The sequence below is a fragment of the Fictibacillus sp. EA-CB0309 genome, assembly GCF_055814265.1.
Genome location: NZ_CP169271.1, coordinates 2,813,472 through 2,831,002 on the forward strand (window position 1 = coordinate 2,813,472; position 17,531 = coordinate 2,831,002).

Genomic DNA, 17,531 nt, shown 5'->3' on the forward strand with positions numbered 1-17,531 from the left:
ACAGGTTTTATAAAATCTACTTAGTTTCTTCTACTTTCTCATGAGGAACTTCTTCTGCCGGAGTGACTGTTTCTGCTGAAGTCTCTCTAACCGATTCCTCATTCCACGTTTGCTTTTCATTGTGAATCTGATGGAGCTTTTTCACTTGGCGCTGCAGTTGAATCACTTTAATGAGTCCAAACAAACCAACCGATAGTCCACCGATAACGGCTGAGCCTAAAATAACGAGAACTAATGGCCAGTTAGCCGTTCCAAAGAGATAGTTGATCTCTACATCACCAACGTTAATAACGGCGAATGTTGCTATAATCAGTGCGAAGATAAAGCCGAATAACAGATACAATTGCATTTTCATTATTATCACCTCATTGTTATCTATTCCCGTAATAACAGGAAATTCACTTGAATGCACGAATTTTTTTAATATATTTGAGCTATTACGATTTCGGGTATCCTTCTTAATAAGGTGGTGATACATTTGACGATTAGAGCTTATGTTTATGATGCGTATGGAACACTTTTTGATGTGCATTCCGTTACTGAAAAAGCAGAGTCTCTTTTTAAAAGTTACGGAAAAGAGATCAGTGAAGAATGGCGAAAAAAACAGGTAGAGTATTTTATGCTGCATCAACTCACTCAGCGTTATATTCCATTTTCCGAAATAACGCGCAACGCTCTTTTATATACTTTAAAAAAATTATCACTTCATTGCAAAGAAGATGCCCTCGATCAGTTAATGGCGGCTTATTTTGAACTTGATACTTATGAGGAAGTTCACGAAACACTGCAGCAGCTTCACGATCGTGATGTAAGACAAATCATTTTTTCTAACGGAACGAACGAAATGCTCGAGCCATTAGTAAAGAACCGCAAACTTGATGGTTTATTGAATGTATTATCAGTTGATGATGTCAAACGATACAAACCCGCTCCTGCTGCATACAAGTATGCTCATGAAACGCTTGGTGTAAACCGACATGAAATTCTATTTATGAGCTCTAACTTTTGGGACATAACAGGTGCAGCAACATATGGTTTAAAGACTGCGTGGATAAATCGAGCAAAACTTCCTATGGATTTGCTTGGTATAAAACCTGACTATGAATTCAGCAATCTACGAGAACTTTTGAAGCATGAAACAGAGCGGTCTTCTAGATGAAGGCCGCTCTTATTTATTCTCTGTTTTATTTTTAGAAGTAACAAAATAATCCGGTATGAACAGAGTGCCTATGAAGAACAAAATATTCGGATATTCCTCTCAAGATCTGATTCCATGGTAAAAGATCCGATTATAATCAGTGCTCCAAGTATAACTAACGTAATGCCCATGTAACGATTTCTAATTGTATACACTCCCTGATTGTCTAACTTACTAATTAAAAAGTTTCGTAAAAATTGATTTCTTCCCTTCCAACTCTCTTTCTTGTTCTTCTGAGGTTGGAACCTGCTCTCCCTCTAAACCTTGAATTAAAGGTTCTGCCATCGTTTCAGAAAACCGTACGTGAGGGACTACCCATCCTATATCTTCTTTTTTCACTCTAACCCAAACATCTTTTTGACACTCTGCACAGGTCTTCAAGTGGTAATAGTGTAGTTTATAAATATATTCGTTGCGGCTAATCTTCCATTGAAACATATCATTCTTCTCAAAAGAGTAGGTAGGTTGATCGTCCTTATTGGTCTCCGAAACTACATCAACGTATTTAACTTTTTCTGAATCTGATAATAAACGATATTTCATAGGTTCATTATTTTGTAATTCTGCCTCTCCCCATTCTCTAGCTGTCATCTGGGCTTCTATCTTTGAATCGTTAGAACCAACAAATAGTAAAAAAAGTGAACTTATAATCAAGCCTACAAATATGATGATTAAGAAAAATGAAAAACCTCGATTTTCCTCTTTCATTTCAAGTTTAAACTTCACTTTGTCGATACTCATGATAAGCTCCTAAGGTTGAATTTCTACACTCACAACCGTTTTCCACGTTTCTGGTTTATGGCACATCATCGCAGGTGTTAAATAGATTTCTCTGTAACTTTTATCTAGTTTATAACCATTTTGTTCCGCAAAATTCCATACTTCTTTTAATGTTTTGTAAGTCTCACGATAATGACCAATATGTAACTTTTGCACACATAATAACGACTCCGATGTAATGAGCTTTGTTGGTGGCAGTTCTCTTTTCAGACTTTTTCCACATTAAGTTGCGCTTCCTCAAACATCTCTTGAGTGATACAATCCGGAACTTGCATCATTTGTGTTGCAATCGATTTTTCATCATTTTTTTCATGCCAGATAATTTCATGTGGCATTAACGTAAATTTATAATCCAGCGTGTTCTTCGTAATGTTTTTTAGCTGGTTCACAACTTTCCATACGATCCATTCTTCATCAATAGGTTCCGGTCTACCTGCCCAATCCATACGATAAGCTGTATTCATCTCTTGTGCGATATAATTCATTGCTGGTATTTTACGAACAGAAACATGTCCAGGTTTCATTTTATAAATATCTGAATGAATTTTCCGATGATCATGAGTTACAATTTTCGTATTCACTGAAACACCTCTTCGTAAAAAAATGGAAAATTATGATAATATTAGATTAACATAAAACCTGATAATTTTGTTACTAAGATGAGGTTTTTTGGAGACACTCTTCTTAAAAATCTCTCACATACAACAATCTAATAAAAAATAAACAAGAAAAAGACACTTGGTACAGCCTCAGCCCAAGTGTCTCATCAGTTCAAGAATCTTTCGTAAATCTCAGGAATCGCTCATAATCTAACAAACCGCTATAAACTTACTTACTCATTCTTTCAACTTCCTGTAAACCTTCTGTTAATTTCTCAACGTCTAAATCTTCTCCGATAAAAACGAGTCTAAGCGGCATCTTCATTAGTTCTTTTTCACAAGACGGCAACCCGTATGAATATTGAAAAAGATAGATTTGTTGATCTTCGTATTTGATGTATCCTTTAATGCGGTAAATAGAGGACGGTGCCTCGCGCAGCCAGTTCTCAAACACATCCTTCTTAACTGAGCCTTGGAATGAATACATCCACGTTTTCACCTTCAATTTATCTGCAGTTACAGGTTGATGTTCTGATCGCTTCTTAACCGATAGTGAAAAAAGCTGTGACAGTTCCACTTTGGCATAGTCTGTTAACACATTTGGCGTCCCTTCGTTCAAGCGTTTTGCGTCACTTTCAAGCTGACTCTTTTGTTCCTCAGACAAACTGCCTGTTTTATTCCAAATGATAAAATCCGCATGTTTAATTTGTTCAAGCAACAACATTTTCGCTTGAACATTCATCGTATCTCGATTCAGCCATCTTGGTGCGTCCATTATAGAGATGATTCCTGAAACCTGTAAGTCGTCTAATAAATAAGGTGACAAACAGGCATCAAGAACATCAATAGGATGAGCCGCACCAGTTGCTTCAATGATTAATGTATCTAACTCGTTTTCTTTACAAAGTGCCCAAAGTTGTTTTTCCAGCTGGTCAGATAACGAACAACAGATGCATCCATTGAGCAATTCTTTTAGCGGCACATCACCCGGAACCGCATCGGAATCGATTGAGACCGTACCTAGTTCATTCATCAACACAGCCGTTTTATGATTGTGCTCTTTTTCATATTTCAGCAGCTGTTTAAGCAGCGTAGTTTTTCCACTGCCTAGGAAGCCTGCTAGAATAATAACATTTGCCTTCTTTTTCATCTTACACCTCTACCCTATAGAAATTGCTTGTTTTATTTTATCACAAAGCAAAAAAACAGCCCGGTTACAGGCTGTTTACGTTTAACTTCGCTAATAGTTTCTTTATAATATCCAAACTTACCTCTTCCCATAGAGCATGGTCAGTGGTAAATAAGCTGGAGATCTTTTCTGCAAAAAGTTTGAAAGCTTTTTCGTATCGCGGATCTTCTTTTGATGGTATTTTTTCTTTCGTTCTTCCACAATCTGCTGCAGTTTCGGCGCACGCGGTCCCCATTTCACAATCTCTTTTCCTTTTTCATCAATAAAGATGATAATAGGAATCGATTTTGCTTTGCCTGTTAAGTACCGATCCATTAATTCTGGATGCTGGTCGCGCAAGATAAAACGAATATCAATAAGCGCTTCATCTGCCATGCGCATCAATACAGGGAGATTCAACATCGCATCACCACACCAGTCTTCGGTAATTACAATGGCTCGCAACCGGCTTTTTTGCATGCCTTGCAACGCATCTTTCATCGGATCTGGAAGTACGAATGAATTGTAGATTGTAAGAAGGTTTTCCTTGTGTGTTTTCATAGAGTTTATATATGCATAGCGAGTCATGCCTTTATCGAACCATGTATTGAGGTCTGTCATCCTGTGTTCCTCCCTGTTTATCATGTATTCTTATTTTAACCAAACAAGGGGAGTTGTGGCAACGAAAACGGCTTAAATTTATTTTTTTGGTTCTTTTTAACCTGCTCTAAGTTTTTTCTGTAGTTGGGAAACAGCGAATAAAAGCAGGTATCTCTCATTCGGTGTTAACCGGAGCCAGTCCTTCGCTTTGTACTTCATACTGATTTCCACCTTTCGCTAACATTTATAACTCTGTACTTACTTATTACCTCTTTTCACACAAAAGAAAACTTTTTTAAACACATAAGTTTTCGTCATTAATTGAGCTATTTCGCAATTTTGCTTTCATTTTCTTTTTTCACCAGCGGTTTTATTAGAAAGTTGACAGGTTTCTTTTCATAGAAATAAGGGAAAGGGTACGAAAACGGGGGAGGCGTCTTATGGATATGAAAATGCTGAGCGAAGATGTGAAAACCTTATTCTTTACGGACGATGGAAAGATCCCAAATCACCCTTCATGGCCTGTTTTGTTGTATGTTGGTAAATTAAAAGAGCCGCAGGATGCTTTGCATGTGTTTGAACAGAATGGCTGGACCAACGGCTGGAAAAATGGTGTGTATGATTATCATCATTATCACAGCAATACACATGAAGTTCTTGGTGTTATAAGCGGTGAAGCTGTGCTACTACTTGGCGGTGAAGATGGTGTTTCAGTGACTGTTTCTAAAGGAGATGTTATCGTTCTCCCTGCAGGTACGGGACACAAATTAATCGGTTCAAGCACTGATTTCAAAGTAGCAGGGGCTTATCCAGACGGAATGGACTATAACTTAAAAAAGGTGAACCTGATGATCGTCCGAAAGTGTTAGATGATATCATGCTCGTTCCTCTTCCTGAGACAGATCCTCTTTTTGGAAGTGACGGTCCTTTATTAGATTTATGGAAGGTTAATGGATAAATAACGAAGAGCGACCTCGTGAGGTCACTCTTTTTTATTTTCTCCACCACTTTTGTTGTGGAAGATTATCAGAATTTACGGCCACTGGCTCGCCGATCATAGGCGTACTTACTTGAACACCTTGTTCATCTGCAGCTTTTACTGCTCGTTCAACAGGATCAGTCCAGTCATGCAGTGACAATGTAAAAGCACCCCAATGAATCGGAATCATGATCTTACCTCTTACATCGATATGCGCCTGCACTGTTTCTTCAGGCATCATGTGAATCGCTGCCCACTTTTCATGATACTGACCGCATTCCATCAACGTCAGATCAAACGGACCGTACTTTTCTCCAATTTCTTTAAAATGAGGACCATATCCGCTGTCACCGCTAAAATAGATTTTTGTATCTTTTCCTTTTAAAACCCACGAACACCACAGTGTTGAATTCCTGTCTGTTAGGCTTCTTCCGGAAAAGTGTCTGGCAGACGTACAAACTAGAGCGATCCCTGCCACTTCAACTTGATCCCACCAGTTGCATTCTTTGATACGATCTGTTTCGACACCCCATCTTTTTAGATGCCCGCCAACTCCAAGAGGAACTACAAACTTTTTTACTTTGTGTTTTAGTTGTTTTATTGAACCATAATCTAGATGGTCATAATGATCATGCGAAAACACAACAAGATCAATTTGCGGCAAGTCCCGAACGCGAAAAGGCAGCTCTTTGCTGTACCTTTTGTTACCGAACCACGGCACCGGCGATGGTGCAGAACCAAACATGGGATCCAAAAGAATCCGTTTACCGTCTATTTCTATTAAGAACGCAGAGTGACCTAACCACGTAACCTTAGTGCCTTGACTAATATTCTGTGCTGAAAGCTGTAACGGTTTTACAGGAATAGCTTGTTTAGGCTGTCTATTTGGACTGCCCTTTAAAAATTCTTTTAACACAGGCAGCATAGAACGGAAATCTGTCGCCATTTCAGTAGGAATTTGATTAATAAATGTGCCGATGGAATAATGTTCGATTGTATTGTTATGTTGTATCGTATTCTTTGAAGGCTTTCGTCCAAACACTGGGTGAAAAACGATGAATAAAATAACTGCTAGTATTGCGGCAATTAAGATACTTAAAACGAGCATAATGATGATCCTCTCTTATGTAACATAGTGTAAATATACTACTCCTTCTGTTTACTTGATAGCAAGTTTTTAGGAGGGAGTTTCCTTGAGTGGTTGTGCGGTGCATCTGTAAAATCTGAAGATGTGTGCTTACTCGTTGATAAATACTCAAAGTTCCTTCACGATTTCTTCTAAATACTCGTGAATTGCTGGTAAAAACATACAAGTAAGTCGTAAAATAGTGAGAAACAGCACAAAATGAACATAATACTAAACATTATTTGGAGAAGAGCTAAAACAACGTACAAAAAGTGTTTTTTTGTTCTTCATAACGGTTCACCAACTATACCAGGAGGGGTATCAAGAGTATAATTCGAGAAATTTTAGGAATAATCCTTGAAATTTCGGATTTAATTCAGCGAGATTTGGATATATTCCCGCGAGTTTTGCTCGTAAATCGGCGAGTTTACATAAATCGACAAGTATCACAAGCTTTATACCCCTCCCTGCAACAGTCACTCACGCTTACCCCAGCTAACACTTCACCCACACAGCATCCGCTTTCCTAAAGTTAGATAGATTGTCTTAATATGTTGTCACTTTGTAATATCTTTTCGCTTTCTCAACAGTAAAAAAGCTGATCTGTTCAGACATTATCTTGTCCGGCAGATCAGCTTTCACTCTTCTTATTCATTTAAGCACTTTCCTTTTCCTTTTTCTTTGCTGTTTTCTTACGCTTTCGCTTCTTTTTCTTTTCCAGCTCTTCTTTTTCTTGTTTTGCTTTGATTTTCGCACGCCTTCTCATCTCTTCGTAGATCCTGACACATAAGGTCGCAAAGCTGATCAGAAGAGCAATAATTTTATACGCCATCCCCCAACACGCCCTTTCTTCCTAAGAAACGGGGCAAAAGTTATGATTCTGACTCTTTCGCTGCAGCCGTTTCAATAGGAGTTCTCATTGCTCGTAACGTCTCCTTATCACACACTGCTTTCTCTTGTGCATTTAGTACTAACAATCCGTTTCCTTCTGCTTTTTTCGTCAACCCGATACTTAACGTATTCTTCACTAATTGTGCGTAAACCTCAGCCTCACAAAGCTCACGGCCAAACAATTTCTCCTCGCGTTCAATAAGCAATGCCGCTGCACCTGATACGTGCGGAGTTGCCATCGAAGTTCCAGACAGCTTGGCATATTTATTGCCAGGGTACGTTGAAACCACATCTACTCCCGGGGCAACGAGATCGATCTCATCATTTGTGTTTGAGAATGGAGCAAGTTTCATTTTCGAATCAACCGCACCAACTTGTACCACTTCTTTATACGCTCCAGGATAAGCATGTTCGTTCGTATCTTCTTTGTTGTCCCCCTCATTTCCAGCCGCACAGACCACTAGTACATCTTCTAAGACCGCTCGTTGAACTGCCTCATGAAGTTCGGGTACATCAGTTGGGCCACCAAGCGACATGGAGATGACACGCACTCGTTCTCCATTCTCTCCCCGCCATTTTACGGAATAATCAATGGCATCGATGATACCTTGATACGTTCCTCCTCCATCTTTACCAAGAACTCGGCAGATCAAAAGCTTCACATCTGGCGCTACACCTGCTACTCCAGCATTGTTTAAAGTGGCGGCGATCGTCCCTGCAACATGTGTACCGTGATAATGCGCATCACGATAATCATCTTCATCTCCGTCTACAAAGTTCCGACCTCCAGCAATGCGGTTCGCTAACTCAGGGTGACTCGTGTCACATCCCGTATCGAGAACAGCTACTACAACACTTTGGCCTTTTTCTCCTTCACGCCAAAAAGCCGGTGCGTTGATCATCTCGACTCCGTATGGAATTTCCTCTTTTGATTCTTCTAACACTTCTTCCAGTACAAAGGGAATTAAACAGATTTCACTCATGATTCTTACCTCCTTTTTTGTTAAAAAGAATAGTGTTCATCAATTTGAGCTTCATGGGGCTTTTTAACGACAATAGGAAATGTGATTTGGAAAGTGAACCTCCTTTCTTATCGTGTGTTTGCCATAAGAAATAAAGATTCTAGCTGTGGGGTACTATTACTATTCTACCAAACTGTTAAAAGTTACCACAAGTCCTGACTTTAAAAATGAGCTATTAAGTCTACATCGACAATTTACGCAGTGCGAACATATGTCCTTATTCTTATCTTTCGTCATGATTCGACGTTTTTTCCTAGTCTTTTAAAACTATAAAAAAGAAACTCCCAAGACTGGACATTCGTCCATCCTTGAGAGTTGTTTTTTTGGGGTTATGATTATAGATTAATAACGTACAGCGTCTGCTGCGTTAACACGGCCTTTTGAGTAGTAAGAACCTGTTCCTGGTACATAATCAGCTGTGTTTTCAATTGCTGCACGGATGTTAGCTGCGCTGCGTCCTTGTGAAGCCAGTAAGCCAGCAATCCCTGCAACAAGTGGACAAGCCATTGAAGTTCCAGACATGTATGCATATCCACCGTTACGTACAGTAGAAGCAATGTCTACACCAGGAGCGGCAACATCAACCCATGATCCATAGTTAGAGAAAGAAGCTCTATTGTCATTACGGTCAGTTGCTGCTACTGCAATCGCACCAGAGTAGTAAGCTGGATAGCTAGGTGCTGATGTGTTTTCGTTTCCTGCAGCAACAACTACAACAGACCCTTTAGAAACGGCATAGTTTACAGCGTTTTGCAGAGAGGTGGATCCACTTGGTCCCCCAAGACTTAATGAAACTACTTTTGAACCTGAATCAACAGCATGATAGATTCCGTTTGCTATGTCATCAAGAGATCCGCTTCCGTTAGCATCAAGCACACGAACTGCATAGATTGATACGTTAGGAGCCATACCTGCAATCCCTCTTGCGTTGTTCGTTTGTGCTGCTGCGATACCTGCTGCATGAGTTCCGTGATCATGAAGGTCCATTGGATCCCAGTCATTGTCAACATAGTCGTATCCTTTTATAACTTTTCCTGCTAGATCAGGGTGGTTGTAATCTACACCTGTGTCAAGAATAGCAATTTTTGTAGTAGATGAACCGCGTGTGATGTCCCAAGCCGATTGAGCACTTACTTTTTGAGGTGCATATTGTACTCCATTTGAGAAATACGTGTCATTTGGAGTCCAGCTCGCATGGTATGTATAGTTTGGCTCTGCATACTCTACATCTCCACTCGCTTCATATTCTGCAATGGCTGCATCTACGTTTCCGTCTTTGACTTTAATTACATGAAACTTAGAGCCTTTTTCTTTTACTTCATCGTTCCCTTTTACTGCTAGAGATTTCACTTTTGACTCTGACACATTGTCTTTAAATTTTACGATAATTTCTTGTGGTGTAACGTTCGCCTTTACCTCTGTACTTTTTGCAGCCGCAGCTGGTGATGCAAGTGATACTACTAATGGTAAAACCGCTGCCATAGTGGCAATCTTCTTAATCATTTACTTCACTCCTCTAATTTAGTGTCGAACTACAATTTCTAATATAGAGAGGAATTGACAGAAAATAAAGAAGAATTTTACTATTCTATCAAAAACAAATAGATACTACTAATTTTTAAAAGTTTTAACTTAAAATAGGAAAAAGGTCATTTTAATCCTTTTTCATTTTTTAAAACTTTTTACATAGAGACGTAGTATTTACCTAGAGAGAAGTACTATATTTAATGACTATAAATTTTAACGGTACCCTAGTTCTTTTAACAGTTTTTTGAAATTTTGATAGAAAATTTGTTTATTTTGCGGTGTGAACTCTTTTCTCCATTCTCCGCTTTTGCCTTTACGAAAGGTACCGGATTCTACAGGAATGATATTAGTCTTCATAGAATGGATAATTGCCTTATAATGAGCTGGCAAATTTCCGTTTGTTAAGTGTCGCAAAATCTTTTTGAATTCAAACGCTTGTTTTGAAGGGTCATTTAAGTTCTCATATCTCAAAACAAGAACATGAGAATTTTGTATCCACGAGGAGTATTTTTTAATTAGTTGATGTATATCTAAATATAAAAAATCTTGATCTTTTATCCCCAACATTAAATGGTTAATGACTTCTTCTTTACTCAACTTATTTTTTTCAGCATAGCGTCGAACAGGATGATTAGGAAGTGTCTTGAACATGTAATAATATAATGACAAAATAATATCTCTTGGATCGCGAATCAGCAGAAGCTGTTTTACACCATACTTCTTAAACTCTTGATCATTAGCAATAGAATAATGAAAATGTCCATACATACAATGGTTTCGCTGCAAATCTTGGACACGAGGATGAATAGGTTCCATTTGTCCCATGATGGCAGGATTAACAACTTGAACATTAGGAATTCCTTTTACTGCTTGCAGCAAAAGATGTGTTCCACTTTTAGGAATGCTGTTTATTAGAAAAGGTTTTAACTCCACTTTTTTTCATCCTTTAAATCAATTTTGCTATTATACTATTCCATTGATTTTAGAACTGCTTGGACAATTGAGTTTAAATTTCACCACAAGAGGAATAGCTAATGAAGAAACCTATTATTTGGAGGGATGTTTAGATGTTAAAAACAGGCGACACAGCACCAGACTTCATACTAAAGTCAGAAACAGGCGAATCTTTCTCTTTTCACAATCATTTAAACAACGATGACCGCTTTCATTTGCTTGTCTTTTTTAGAGGCGAATGGTGTCCGGTCTGTAACGATCAGTTAAAAGAGTTTGAGCAAAACATTGACACGTTTAACGAATTGAACACCCACATACTGGCCATCTCAACAGATGAAGAACAGAATCTTACCAAGATGAAGGAGAAACATTCGCTTTCATTCCCTGTGTTTAGTGATCCGGAACGAGCAGCTGGGGAACCGTATGGCGTTCAATATCATAACGGCAAACTATATGACGATCATGGGGAGCACGGTGAACCCGCATTGTTTTTAGTAGATGATCAGAAAAGAGTGGTCTATTTTGATATTCAAACAGGACCGTTCGGCAGACCAACTGCCGAAGATCTGAGAAAAACAATCAAGTACATTAAGAAAACGTTGAGATAAACAAAAAACGGAGTGATGGCGTTATTCGCCACACTCCGTTTTTGTCTGATTACTCCTCTTCCCCGCCTACGAAATAGTCATTTTTACGATATGATAAGGCACTTACATGGGCAACCAGCTCTTTTTCGTTCTCCAATCTCACCTCATACCAGGAAGTACGGTGATTACGCTTAATTTCACAAGCCCTCGCAGTTATTTTGTCTCCTTTTTGACAAGCAGCTAAATACCCAACATTCACCGACAGTCCGACAGAAGTTTTTCCATATGAATTGCATGCTACTGCAAATACGAAGTCCGCAATGGCGAATAGCGCTGCTCCATGTGCTGTTCCGTGTGCGTTTAGCATGTTCTCGGTGATGGTCATTTCGGCCATTGCTGTTCCAGGTCCGATCTCAATTAGTTCAATGCCTAGCCACTGAGCAAATGTATCTCTCTTCAGCTTTTCCTTAATCTCTTCTGAGTATTGAAAGTGAACATCTATATCTTCTCGTTTTGTCTTCATGTTTTATCACCTCGCTATAAGACATTCTTTTTTAGCAGATCAATCCCTTCTCGCAAAGTTCCAATGCTTAACACTTCACAATTAGTTAGAATACAATTACAATAAAATAACTAAACCTATAAGAAAGGTCGGATTTAAAATGTCACAAACAGTATCCTCTATTCCTAGACCTTTAGTTCGTACAAATCAATGGTTCATCTTTTTATCAGTAATAGCTACATGGTTCTCTGGTCAAGCTTGGATTCTATTACTGCCTTTAGTCGCTGGACTCCTGGGGATGTTCTTTGATTACAACCCTGTGATGAAGGTTGCGAAACTATTCTTAAAAAAGAATCCTTCAGCCTATATTCCCGAAGATAAAGATCAGCAGCAGTTTAACCAGCTAATCGCAGTCTCATTGTTAGCTCTAGGGTTCGTTGGATATACATTAAATTGGAACGCGGTTGCTTTAACAGCTACAATTTTGGTTGCGACTGCTTCTTTTGTCGCCATCTTAGGTTTTTGTGTTGGCTGTTTCATTCGTTTTAAATGGCAGCAGTACCGTTACCATAAAGCACAAAATTAAAACTAAACACTAAAAAAGAACCATTTGCGTACAACTGCAAATGGTTCTTTCACTTTTTCTCTATAATGATATCTTTTCGATAATAATCTTATTATTCTTCAACGCTTGTTTTAGACTGCTTTGTGTGGGAATTTGACTAAAATCAATTCCAAGCTGAACACTCGTCTGAGCTACTTCAGGTCGAATCCCGCTGATGATAGACTGCACACCGAGAAGCTTCAGTGTGTTTACCACCTGGAAAATTTCGTTTGCCACCATCGTATCAATAATAACGACTCCTGATAAATCAATAAAGAGCTGCGTAATATTGTTGTCTATGCATTGCTGCAGCGTTGATTCCATAATCCACTTTGCTCGATGTGTATCAATTTCTCCAACGAGCGGTAAGATCCCGACAAAGTCCGATAAAGGAATAACAGGTGAGCTAAGCTGATTAATCATATCTTGTTGAGCGTCTATACGCCTTAAAGTAAAAAAATTGTACTCTTCAGCAAATCTCTCAATAACCGTATCAAAGGTGGAATGCAGAAGGCTGCTCCATGTTAAGATGTCCGTTTGATCTACTGCCGTTAGTGGATTCTCTATGAATTCACTAATTTTGCTCCAGAAGATGTTTCTGAATATCTTAAACTGTTGGATCGTCTCATGAATGGGAGTATTTGATCCCGCTCGATCCTCCGCCACTCTTTTGGCCCATGCGTCAATATCCTGTAGAAGTTCATTTTTTTCATTAAATATGGATGCAATCATCTTAATAAAGCACTGGTTCTGTTCACGAAGTCTTTCTTCAACCTCTGCACCCATTCTTTTTGAATAAATTCCATGGCCGTTTATATCTCTAGAAGCAAGCCAGGAATCTGTCATTTCAGAAGAATGCTGGATAATAAATTGATAAAGAGCTTTGCTTCGGTCTTGCGTTAAATTGGCCATTATTTCTCCCCTATTTTTTCAAAATATATGTGCGTATGAACATATTTCAACTATACTGGACAGACGTGATTTATACAATAAAAACAAGACCATTTGCATCTAGGCAAATGATCTTATCTTTTACTATTTTTCAGCTTCAAACACAAAGCTTTGTCTTGCGTGAGTCGGTTTCTTCTCAAACTCAAAATCTGCGCTCACAGTCACTTCTTTAAAACCAACACTTTCCATGATCAGTTTTAATTCTTCAATACCATACCAGCGAATGGCAAAGCGCTGAAGTTCTGTGTGAATCAAATTTCCTCCGCGCCATTTTTCATACTTCAGATAAGAAACTTTGTACTGTTCCAAGAAGTTTACCTCTACTAATTTATCTTCCATCGTGATAATATCTCCATTCGGACAATCCACCGTTAACGTTCGGAGCACTTTTCCGGCTTCAAAGTTATCTGTTGGTAAGAAGATATCTAAGATCAGCTTTCCGCTATCCTCTAGATGATCAAATATTTTTTTCAGTGCTCGTTTCGATTCTTCTCTTTTTTCAATCAATAAAAAGGAGCCGCCTGGTATGATGATATTTTTGTATTTCTGTGGCAGGTTCAGATTTTGCAGGTCACTTTGAAAAAGCTTTGCAGACAAGCCTTTTTCATTCAGCCTCTTTTGACAAGAAGCCATCATCTCATCTGAATAGTCCATTCCATCTATATCTAAACCCGCTTCTAGTAGTGGAATAATTACACGGCCAGATCCGACCATTGCTTCCAAAGTACGTCCGCCATTTTCCTTTAATCTGCTTTCGTAATATTCGATATCCCCGCCAAATGACTGTCCAACTTTTTTGTAAGATCATAAACTTCCGTACAAAGTGGTCCATAATTACTAAAAGACATACTGTTTTCCCCATTATTGTTGTATACACGGAGGGCTTTCGCAAATTAACCCTGCCGCACCATTACTATTTGAACTTGCAGTTTATTATTTCTTATCATCTTAAGTCCCTCATTTCTTGTAATCTAGGTTCATTATGATTTTTTCTGAAATTTTCGTCAATACCCTTTCAAAACATCATGCAGTTTGTGATTAATATCACTTACGCATCCTTTAAAACCATCTATGCTTAAAACAGTTCCAAAACATAAAAGTGTAGGGAGGATTTATGATGAATACAAACATTCAAACCATCCTTGTTGCTTATGACGGATCACAAGAAAGCCAAAAAGCCTTAGATTTCGCATTGAATTTTGCAAACGAAAGAAAAGACGTTGAACTGCACCTTGTCACCGTTTACCAGCCTATCTATACGATGGCATACACGTATGCAAATTATCCGGTTGAACAAGCGGCCTACGAATTAAAAGAAAGAAACGAAGCAATCATTCAAAATGTTAAAACAGAAATCAGTTTAAAAACAGATCATCCCATCGTTGCTAAGGCAATTGAAGGACATCCAGGCAACGTACTTACTCACTATGCATCCTTAAACGGAATCGATTTAATCGTTATCGGAAGCCGTGGATTAAGCGGCGTAAAAGAACTTTTCTTAGGAAGTGTCAGCCATTACGTTGTTCAAAAAGCTGAATGCCCCGTGCTTGTCATTAAATAACAATTGTTTTTATAGCCTTAATTAGAAGGTGGTGTGTAAGATGTTTGTTAAATTTCTTAGAGAGAAAAAGTCTGCATCATTGATCCTTACCATTTTCCGTCTATATTTAGGCTACACATGGGCAGTTGCAGGCTATGAAAAAATAACAGGAAAATTTGACGCTACTGGATTTTTACATGGTGCTGTAAGTAAGGCGACGGGTGAACACCCAGCGGTTCAAACATGGTGGGCAGATTTCCTTACACATGTGGCTATACCAAATGCAGAATTCTTCAACTTCATCGTTCCCTGGGGAGAACTTTTAGTAGGTCTTGCCCTTTTATTGGGGATTTTCACAACCTTTTCTGCATTGATGGGTGCAATTATGAATTTTGCATTTCTATTTTCGGGTACAGTAAGCACGAATCCACAAATGCTTTTACTTACCATATTTATACTCGTTGCTGGGCGAAACGCATCACGGTGGATCGGACTTGACCGCTGGATTTTACCGAAATTATTTAATAGGAACAAAAAAAGTTTAAACAACAATGAATACCCCCACTACTAATTTTTTAGGTCCCCATCTTGTTGGGGACCTTCTTTTGTTTTAAAAAATGAGTGAGTACTCACTTGACATATTTTCATTCTCTGTCATATGCTATAAACATATAAATGAGTAAGTACTCACTTTTTATACTCACTCTCAAGGAGGTTCTCTATGAATACAGTTATTCAGGTTTCCGATGTGTCAAAGAATTTTGGTTCTCACCTTGTTTTAGAAGACATTTCATTACATGTTGAAGAGAATGAGATATATGGATTACTCGGTCCATCTGGTGCCGGGAAGACGACTCTCGTTAAAATGATTGCGGGAATTGAAACACCATCCAGAGGCAGCATTAAAGTACTTGATATTCTCATGCCCAACCTTCATAACATGACTCGTATCGGATTCATGGCTCAATCTGATGCTCTTTATGGAGAATTAAGCGGCAAAGAAAACCTTGAATTCTTTGCTTCGATCTACGGGTTAAAAGGCAAAAAGCAAAAAGAGCGAATTGAGCACGCCGCTTCACTTGTCAATTTGACTGACTTTCTAAAAAAACCGGTACACCAATATTCAGGTGGTATGAAGAGACGCCTTTCTTTGGCAGCAGCTATTCTGCACGAACCACAAATTCTTATTCTTGATGAGCCAACAGTCGGCATCGATCCTGTTCTTCGTCAGTCAATCTGGAAGGAACTTAACAAGTTAAGCGAAAACGGAACAACGATTCTTGTCACCACACACGTTATGGATGAAGCCGAAAAGTGCGGCCAGCTTGGTATGCTTCGTGATGGCAGATTAATCGCTTCAGGATCTCCGAAACAGCTTAAAGAAAGCACATCTAGCGCAACGATTGAAGATGCGTTTCTATATTATGGAGGTGTTCGTCATGAGAATTAGAGCTCTTGTTAAACGAATTATCAGGCAATTCCTTCGTGACAAACGAACACTTGTCATGATGTTTATTGCTCCGCTCCTAATACTTACTCTCGTAAATCTCGTTTTTTCGAACAACGAATACGAGCCAAAAATAGGAGTCGTCAGTGATCAGACGATGATCAAGAAAAAATTAGAAACGGCAGATAAGGCATTCACCTCTTACAGAAGCAGTGAGGCAGCTTATGATGATCTTGAAAATGAGACTCTAGATGCGTTGATTGAAGTTAATTTATCAACAACCAAGATCACTCTCGAAGGCAGTAACCCAACAGCAAACAAAGCTTCTATGATGACGATTGAAAAAGCATTGAAGGCAATGAGTCCGCAAACTAGCGAGCAGTCCTCCATTAAGCCTGAAATTAACTATTTGCACGGTTCAGCTGACATGGAAACCTTTGATTACATTGGTCCATTTTTAATCGGATTCTTTATCTTCTTTTTCGTATTCTTAATTGCTGGTGTTTCATTCTTACGTGAAAGAACGACTGGAACGCTTGAAAGATTGCTCGCAACCCCTTTGCGCCGATGGGAAATGGTAGCCGGGTATGTGTTAGGATTTGGGATTTTTACCGTTATCCAATCTGCGATAATCGTTGCGTTCGCGATTTATGTTTTAGACATCATGATGGCTGGCTCCATTTGGTTTGTGATCCTCATTACCTTGATGCTTGCGGTTACGGCCCTTTCACTTGGAACTTTGCTTTCTGCTTTTGCGAAGAACGAATTACAGATGATTCAGTTCATTCCACTCGTTGTTGTTCCGCAAGTCTTCTTCTCTGGCCTTTTCAACATTGAAACAATGGCAGACTGGCTGCAGCCATTAAGCTATATCATGCCTTTGACTTACGGCGGTGAAGCGATTCGTGATGTGATGATACAAGGCGGCGGCTGGGGACATATTTATGATGAAGTCCTTGTTCTTGCTGGATTCTCACTATTATTTATGACATTAAATGTGCTCGCTTTAAAAAAGCACCGAAAACTGTAAGGTGTTTGTCCGGCATTCAAATTGTG

At 38.9% G+C, this 17,531-nt stretch carries 21 protein-coding genes and 1 pseudogene; 8 read left to right on the forward strand and 14 right to left on the reverse strand.

Annotated features, from left to right (window positions below):
- Window positions 1–16: 16 nt before the first annotated feature.
- Window positions 17–355, reverse strand: coding sequence for a LapA family protein (locus ACEWFH_RS15730; RefSeq protein WP_473724736.1), 339 nt, complete (start codon window positions 353–355; stop codon window positions 17–19).
- A gap of 123 nt (window positions 356–478) precedes the next feature.
- On the opposite strand from ACEWFH_RS15730, the gene ACEWFH_RS15735 reads away from it, so the two are divergent.
- Entirely contained in the window at window positions 479–1,159 is a 681-nt protein-coding gene (locus ACEWFH_RS15735; protein ID WP_473724737.1) for a haloacid dehalogenase type II, read from the forward strand.
- Window positions 1,160–1,372: 213 nt separating this feature from the next.
- Here the strand turns inward: ACEWFH_RS15735 and ACEWFH_RS15740 are convergent, their stop codons facing one another.
- The 5 genes from ACEWFH_RS15740 to ACEWFH_RS15760 form a co-directional block, all read right to left on the reverse strand.
- A complete protein-coding gene (locus ACEWFH_RS15740; protein ID WP_473724738.1) occupies window positions 1,373–1,939 on the reverse strand; it encodes a hypothetical protein in 567 nt (188 codons plus the stop codon).
- A 9-nt stretch (window positions 1,940–1,948) separates the two neighbouring features.
- On the reverse strand, window positions 1,949–2,134 hold the full coding sequence (locus ACEWFH_RS15745) for a GyrI-like domain-containing protein (RefSeq protein WP_473724739.1): 186 nt from the start codon (window positions 2,132–2,134) through the stop codon (window positions 1,949–1,951).
- A gap of 50 nt (window positions 2,135–2,184) precedes the next feature.
- Window positions 2,185–2,559: a hypothetical protein gene (locus ACEWFH_RS15750; protein WP_473724740.1), complete on the reverse strand. Its 375-nt coding sequence runs from the start codon at window positions 2,557–2,559 to the stop codon at window positions 2,185–2,187.
- 247 nt (window positions 2,560–2,806) lie between these two features.
- Window positions 2,807–3,727 carry a CobW family GTP-binding protein gene (locus tag ACEWFH_RS15755; protein WP_473724741.1) on the reverse strand — a complete coding sequence of 307 codons (921 nt, stop codon included), beginning with the start codon at window positions 3,725–3,727 and terminating at the stop codon, window positions 2,807–2,809.
- Between the two features lie 117 nt (window positions 3,728–3,844).
- On the reverse strand, window positions 3,845–4,366 hold the full coding sequence (locus ACEWFH_RS15760) for a thioredoxin family protein (RefSeq protein ID WP_473724742.1): 522 nt from the start codon (window positions 4,364–4,366) through the stop codon (window positions 3,845–3,847).
- Between the two features lie 419 nt (window positions 4,367–4,785).
- Here ACEWFH_RS15760 and ACEWFH_RS15765 point away from each other — a divergent pair, with 419 nt between their 5' ends.
- A complete protein-coding gene (locus tag ACEWFH_RS15765) occupies window positions 4,786–5,214 on the forward strand; it encodes a cupin domain-containing protein (protein WP_473724743.1) in 429 nt (142 codons plus the stop codon).
- Window positions 5,215–5,337: 123 nt separating this feature from the next.
- On the opposite strand, the gene ACEWFH_RS15770 is transcribed toward ACEWFH_RS15765, so the two are convergent.
- The 5 genes from ACEWFH_RS15770 to ACEWFH_RS15790 all read right to left on the reverse strand — a co-directional run bounded on the left by ACEWFH_RS15770 (window position 5,338) and on the right by ACEWFH_RS15790 (window position 10,823).
- Window positions 5,338–6,432, reverse strand: a complete 1,095-nt coding sequence (locus ACEWFH_RS15770; RefSeq protein ID WP_473724744.1) for an MBL fold metallo-hydrolase — start codon at window positions 6,430–6,432, stop codon at window positions 5,338–5,340.
- Between the two features lie 673 nt (window positions 6,433–7,105).
- Window positions 7,106–7,282, reverse strand: coding sequence for a hypothetical protein (locus ACEWFH_RS15775; RefSeq protein WP_473724745.1), 177 nt, complete (start codon window positions 7,280–7,282; stop codon window positions 7,106–7,108).
- Between the two features lie 40 nt (window positions 7,283–7,322).
- On the reverse strand, window positions 7,323–8,324 hold the full coding sequence (locus ACEWFH_RS15780; protein ID WP_473724746.1) for a S8 family peptidase: 1,002 nt from the start codon (window positions 8,322–8,324) through the stop codon (window positions 7,323–7,325).
- Window positions 8,325–8,705: 381 nt separating this feature from the next.
- On the reverse strand, window positions 8,706–9,866 hold the full coding sequence (locus ACEWFH_RS15785) for a S8 family peptidase (RefSeq protein ID WP_473724747.1): 1,161 nt from the start codon (window positions 9,864–9,866) through the stop codon (window positions 8,706–8,708).
- Window positions 9,867–10,103: 237 nt separating this feature from the next.
- The gene (locus ACEWFH_RS15790) at window positions 10,104–10,823 is read right to left on the reverse strand and encodes a sulfotransferase domain-containing protein (RefSeq protein ID WP_473724748.1); all 720 of its coding nucleotides are present in this window, start codon (window positions 10,821–10,823) and stop codon (window positions 10,104–10,106) included.
- A gap of 134 nt (window positions 10,824–10,957) precedes the next feature.
- Here ACEWFH_RS15790 and ACEWFH_RS15795 point away from each other — a divergent pair, with 134 nt between their 5' ends.
- Entirely contained in the window at window positions 10,958–11,452 is a 495-nt protein-coding gene (locus tag ACEWFH_RS15795) for a peroxiredoxin family protein (RefSeq protein ID WP_473724749.1), read from the forward strand.
- A 49-nt stretch (window positions 11,453–11,501) separates the two neighbouring features.
- Here the strand turns inward: ACEWFH_RS15795 and ACEWFH_RS15800 are convergent, their stop codons facing one another.
- The gene (locus ACEWFH_RS15800; RefSeq protein ID WP_473724750.1) at window positions 11,502–11,954 is read right to left on the reverse strand and encodes a PaaI family thioesterase; all 453 of its coding nucleotides are present in this window, start codon (window positions 11,952–11,954) and stop codon (window positions 11,502–11,504) included.
- 139 nt (window positions 11,955–12,093) lie between these two features.
- Between ACEWFH_RS15800 and ACEWFH_RS15805 the strand changes: the two genes are divergently transcribed.
- Window positions 12,094–12,519 carry a DUF4395 domain-containing protein gene (locus ACEWFH_RS15805; RefSeq protein ID WP_473724751.1) on the forward strand — a complete coding sequence of 142 codons (426 nt, stop codon included), beginning with the start codon at window positions 12,094–12,096 and terminating at the stop codon, window positions 12,517–12,519.
- Window positions 12,520–12,579: 60 nt separating this feature from the next.
- Here ACEWFH_RS15805 and ACEWFH_RS15810 read toward each other — a convergent pair whose 3' ends face one another.
- Both ACEWFH_RS15810 and ACEWFH_RS15815 read right to left on the reverse strand, forming a co-directional pair.
- The gene (locus tag ACEWFH_RS15810) at window positions 12,580–13,449 is read right to left on the reverse strand and encodes an STAS domain-containing protein (RefSeq protein ID WP_473724752.1); all 870 of its coding nucleotides are present in this window, start codon (window positions 13,447–13,449) and stop codon (window positions 12,580–12,582) included.
- A 123-nt stretch (window positions 13,450–13,572) separates the two neighbouring features.
- Window positions 13,573–14,336, reverse strand: a pseudogene (locus tag ACEWFH_RS15815) (class I SAM-dependent methyltransferase).
- A gap of 266 nt (window positions 14,337–14,602) precedes the next feature.
- On the opposite strand from ACEWFH_RS15815, the gene ACEWFH_RS15820 reads away from it, so the two are divergent.
- The 4 genes from ACEWFH_RS15820 to ACEWFH_RS15835 all read left to right on the forward strand — a co-directional run bounded on the left by ACEWFH_RS15820 (window position 14,603) and on the right by ACEWFH_RS15835 (window position 17,505).
- Entirely contained in the window at window positions 14,603–15,049 is a 447-nt protein-coding gene (locus ACEWFH_RS15820) for a universal stress protein (protein ID WP_473724753.1), read from the forward strand.
- A 40-nt stretch (window positions 15,050–15,089) separates the two neighbouring features.
- Window positions 15,090–15,599, forward strand: coding sequence for a DoxX family membrane protein (locus tag ACEWFH_RS15825; protein WP_473724754.1), 510 nt, complete (start codon window positions 15,090–15,092; stop codon window positions 15,597–15,599).
- A gap of 150 nt (window positions 15,600–15,749) precedes the next feature.
- Window positions 15,750–16,478: an ABC transporter ATP-binding protein gene (locus ACEWFH_RS15830; RefSeq protein WP_473724755.1), complete on the forward strand. Its 729-nt coding sequence runs from the start codon at window positions 15,750–15,752 to the stop codon at window positions 16,476–16,478.
- Entirely contained in the window at window positions 16,468–17,505 is a 1,038-nt protein-coding gene (locus tag ACEWFH_RS15835; protein ID WP_473724756.1) for an ABC transporter permease, read from the forward strand. Before ACEWFH_RS15830 ends, ACEWFH_RS15835 begins: the two co-directional genes overlap by 11 nt.
- The last annotated feature ends 26 nt before the right edge of the window (window positions 17,506–17,531 follow it).

Bases quoted from the DNA above. Each gene is read 5' to 3' on its own strand.
- ACEWFH_RS15730 (WP_473724736.1), bottom strand. From the start codon at position 355: ATGAAAATGCAATTGTATCTGTTATTCGGCTTTATCTTCGCACTGATT.
- ACEWFH_RS15740 (WP_473724738.1), bottom strand. From the start codon at position 1,939: ATGAGTATCGACAAAGTGAAGTTTAAACTTGAAATGAAAGAGGAAAAT.
- ACEWFH_RS15755 (WP_473724741.1), bottom strand. From the start codon at position 3,727: ATGAAAAAGAAGGCAAATGTTATTATTCTAGCAGGCTTCCTAGGCAGT.
- ACEWFH_RS15760 (WP_473724742.1), bottom strand. From the start codon at position 4,366: ATGACAGACCTCAATACATGGTTCGATAAAGGCATGACTCGCTATGCA.
- ACEWFH_RS15765 (WP_473724743.1), top strand. From the start codon at position 4,786: ATGGATATGAAAATGCTGAGCGAAGATGTGAAAACCTTATTCTTTACG.
- ACEWFH_RS15770 (WP_473724744.1), bottom strand. From the start codon at position 6,432: ATGCTCGTTTTAAGTATCTTAATTGCCGCAATACTAGCAGTTATTTTA.
- ACEWFH_RS15775 (WP_473724745.1), bottom strand. From the start codon at position 7,282: ATGGCGTATAAAATTATTGCTCTTCTGATCAGCTTTGCGACCTTATGT.
- ACEWFH_RS15780 (WP_473724746.1), bottom strand. From the start codon at position 8,324: ATGAGTGAAATCTGTTTAATTCCCTTTGTACTGGAAGAAGTGTTAGAA.
- ACEWFH_RS15785 (WP_473724747.1), bottom strand. From the start codon at position 9,866: ATGATTAAGAAGATTGCCACTATGGCAGCGGTTTTACCATTAGTAGTA.
- ACEWFH_RS15795 (WP_473724749.1), top strand. From the start codon at position 10,958: ATGTTAAAAACAGGCGACACAGCACCAGACTTCATACTAAAGTCAGAA.
- ACEWFH_RS15800 (WP_473724750.1), bottom strand. From the start codon at position 11,954: ATGAAGACAAAACGAGAAGATATAGATGTTCACTTTCAATACTCAGAA.
- ACEWFH_RS15805 (WP_473724751.1), top strand. From the start codon at position 12,094: ATGTCACAAACAGTATCCTCTATTCCTAGACCTTTAGTTCGTACAAAT.
- ACEWFH_RS15810 (WP_473724752.1), bottom strand. From the start codon at position 13,449: ATGGCCAATTTAACGCAAGACCGAAGCAAAGCTCTTTATCAATTTATT.
- ACEWFH_RS15820 (WP_473724753.1), top strand. From the start codon at position 14,603: ATGATGAATACAAACATTCAAACCATCCTTGTTGCTTATGACGGATCA.
- ACEWFH_RS15825 (WP_473724754.1), top strand. From the start codon at position 15,090: ATGTTTGTTAAATTTCTTAGAGAGAAAAAGTCTGCATCATTGATCCTT.
- ACEWFH_RS15830 (WP_473724755.1), top strand. From the start codon at position 15,750: ATGAATACAGTTATTCAGGTTTCCGATGTGTCAAAGAATTTTGGTTCT.
- ACEWFH_RS15835 (WP_473724756.1), top strand. From the start codon at position 16,468: ATGAGAATTAGAGCTCTTGTTAAACGAATTATCAGGCAATTCCTTCGT.